Below are 2,612 nucleotides of genomic sequence, written 5' to 3' on the forward strand. Positions count from 1 at the left end.
CCCTTGATGCCCTGCGCAAGCGCCGCTTCATAGTCCGGCACGGGGCGATCAACGCTTGTCGTGTCCTTTTCGTCATGCCCTGCCATCACGCTCAGCATGATCGCGGCATCGCGCACATCGCGCGTGATCGGGCCCGCCTGATCGAGAGAGGAGGCAAAGGCGACAATCCCCCACCGCGAGCAACGCCCATAGCTGGGCTTGAGCCCCACTGTGCCGGTGAAGGCCGCAGGCTGACGGATAGAGCCGCCTGTGTCCGTCGCCGTCGCCGCCGCGCAGAGCCACGCCGCAACTGCAGCCGACGAACCGCCGGACGAACCGCCCGGCACCAGCTTCGCATCCGACCCCTTGCGCCGCCACGGATTGATCACCGGGCCGAAATAGCTGGTCTCATTGGACGAGCCCATGGCGAACTCATCGCAGTTGAGCTTGCCGAGCATCACCGCGCCTTCGCGCCAGAGATTGGCTGTCACGGTCGATTCATAAGGCGGCACGAAGTTTTCCAGCATCCGGCTGGCCGCCGTCGTGCGCACATCCTTCGTGTTGAAGAGATCCTTGATGCCGAGCGGCACGCCTTCAAGCGCGCCACCCTGGCCTTTTGCGAGCCGCTCATCGGCGGCTTTGGCCATGTCGAGGGCCTTGTCGGCGGTCACAGTCACATAGGCGTTGAGCGCAGTCGCCGCTTCCATCTCCTTGAGATAGGCGCCTGTCAGCTCGACGGAGGTGACTTCCTTCTTCTTCAACGCGTCGCGGGCAGCCGCCAGCGTCAGCTTTGTCAGATCGCTCATCGCCTACTCCACCACTTTCGGCACAACGAAGAAGCCGTCTTCCGCGCCGGGCGCGTTCTGCGTCACTTCCTTCTGAAGGTTCGGCTCCGTGACCACGTCGTCGCGCATCTTCATGGAGATGGCGACCGCGCTCGTCATCGGCTCAACGCCCGTGACATCCACCTCATTGAGCTGCTCCACCCAATCGAGGATGCCGCTTATTTCCTTGGCCAGCGCCTCCAGCTCATCATCCCGCACGGCAATCCGCGCAAGCCGGGCGATGTGCCGGACCGTTTTCTGATCGACCGACATGGGTCCGCCTTTAGTTTGGTGGTCGGAAGAGGAGGCCGCTCCGGGGCAGATGCCCGGCGAAGCACCTCTTGCTCCATTGAATCGCGGGGGAACATAACAAGCCGAAGCCCTGCGCTGCAACGGCAGGGCGACAATATATATAAAGGCGCGTATGAAGGGGCATGACACCACCGATCCCGGCCCTTTAGCCACGGGCACAAAACCGGATACCCAAAAGGATACAGCCACTTGAGCGGCAATGTGAAACTTCTTGAAGAACTTGAAGCCGGGCTCAAGCGCCATGACAGGCTTATCGGCGTGGACCTTGGCACGAAAACCATCGGCCTTGCCCTTTCAGATGTCTCGCGCTCCATCGCAAGCCCGCTCGAAACCATCAAGCGGACAAAGTTCACGGCCGATGCCGAAAGGCTGATCGCCCTCGCCAGGGAGCATGAAGCAGCCGCCCTCGTCTTCGGCCTGCCGCTCAATATGGATGGCACGGAAGGACCGCGCTGCCAGTCCACCCGGGCCTTTGTGCGCAATCTCGAAAAGCTGACGGACCTGCCTGTCGTCTTCTGGGATGAGCGTATGTCCACAATGGCCGTCACCCGCACCCTGCTCGACGCTGATGCAAGCCGCGCCCGGCGCGACGAGGTCGTGGACAAGATGGCGGCTGCCTACATCCTGCAAGGCGCGCTCGACCGGCTGCGCAAGCTCTGACCCTCCCCCGCATCTGAACCCGAGAAGCGCGATCCATGCTCCCGATCCTGAACTCGCTCGTTCCCGTCTTCCTCGTCATCGCGCTCGGATTCATCATCCGCCGAAAAGATTTCCCCGGTGAGGCGCTCTGGGCACCGCTTGACCAGATCAACTACTACGTCCTCTTCCCCGCCCTTCTCTGCTACACGCTCGCCGTCGCACATGTGTCACTTGGCGAGGTGAGCACCATGGCCGCCGCCCTTGCAGCCGGCATGGTGACGATGGTTCTGGTGCTGATGCTCTCCAAACGCTTCCTGCCGATGAGCGGCGCGGAGTTTTCGAGCGTCTTTCAGGGCGCGGTGCGCTGGAACAGTTTCGTCGCGCTCGCCGCCATCGCCTCTCTCTGGGGAAAGCCCGGCCTCACGCTCGCAGCGGTTGCCGTCGCCGTTATGGTGCCGATTGCGAATGTCGTCTCGGTCACCGTGTTGACGCGCTATGCAGGCGCGACACCCGCTGGCCCCGCCACCGTCGCCCGACTTCTCTCGCGCAACCCGCTCATCCTCGCCTGCGTCGCGGGCATCACGCTGAATCTCACCGGCATCGGCCTGCCCGGCCCGCTCGCCACAACCTTCAAGATCGTGGGCGACGCTTCACTCACCCTCGGCCTCCTCGCGGTGGGCGCGGGGCTTCAGGTCGTGAACGTGCTGCAAAAGAAATGGATCGTGCTCTATACGAGCTTCCTCAAGCTTCTTGTCATGCCGCTCATCATGATGGGCTTCTGCCTCCTCTTCGGCGTGGACGGCCTCGCCCGCCTCGTCGTGCTGATCTGCGCCACCGTGCCGGGCGCCACCTCCTCCT

Annotated in this window: 4 protein-coding genes; 2 read left to right on the top strand and 2 right to left on the bottom strand. The window is 63.2% G+C overall.

All coding sequences use genetic code 11. From position 1 onward, the window contains the following. Both WBF74_RS02240 and gatC read right to left on the bottom strand, forming a co-directional pair. The coding region (locus WBF74_RS02240; protein ID WP_424434526.1) for an amidase at window positions 1-785 on the bottom strand (785 nt) is incomplete at its 3' end. 3 nt (window positions 786-788) lie between these two features. Continuing rightward, the gene (gene gatC, locus WBF74_RS02245; protein WP_424434529.1) at window positions 789-1,076 is read right to left on the bottom strand and encodes an Asp-tRNA(Asn)/Glu-tRNA(Gln) amidotransferase subunit GatC; all 288 of its coding nucleotides are present in this window, start codon (window positions 1,074-1,076) and stop codon (window positions 789-791) included. 228 nt (window positions 1,077-1,304) lie between these two features. Here gatC and ruvX point away from each other — a divergent pair, with 228 nt between their 5' ends. Both ruvX and WBF74_RS02255 read left to right on the top strand, forming a co-directional pair. Further along, window positions 1,305-1,775, top strand: coding sequence for a Holliday junction resolvase RuvX (gene ruvX / locus WBF74_RS02250; RefSeq protein WP_424434532.1), 471 nt, complete (start codon window positions 1,305-1,307; stop codon window positions 1,773-1,775). A 35-nt stretch (window positions 1,776-1,810) separates the two neighbouring features. Further along, a partial coding sequence (locus WBF74_RS02255; RefSeq protein ID WP_424434535.1) for an AEC family transporter occupies window positions 1,811-2,612 on the top strand: 802 nt, incomplete at its 3' end.

The organism is Parvibaculum sp. (assembly GCF_049672805.1).
GTDB lineage: Bacteria > Pseudomonadota > Alphaproteobacteria > Parvibaculales > Parvibaculaceae > Parvibaculum.

Bases quoted from the DNA above. Each gene is read 5' to 3' on its own strand.
- gatC (WP_424434529.1), bottom strand. From the start codon at position 1,076: ATGTCGGTCGATCAGAAAACGGTCCGGCACATCGCCCGGCTTGCGCGG.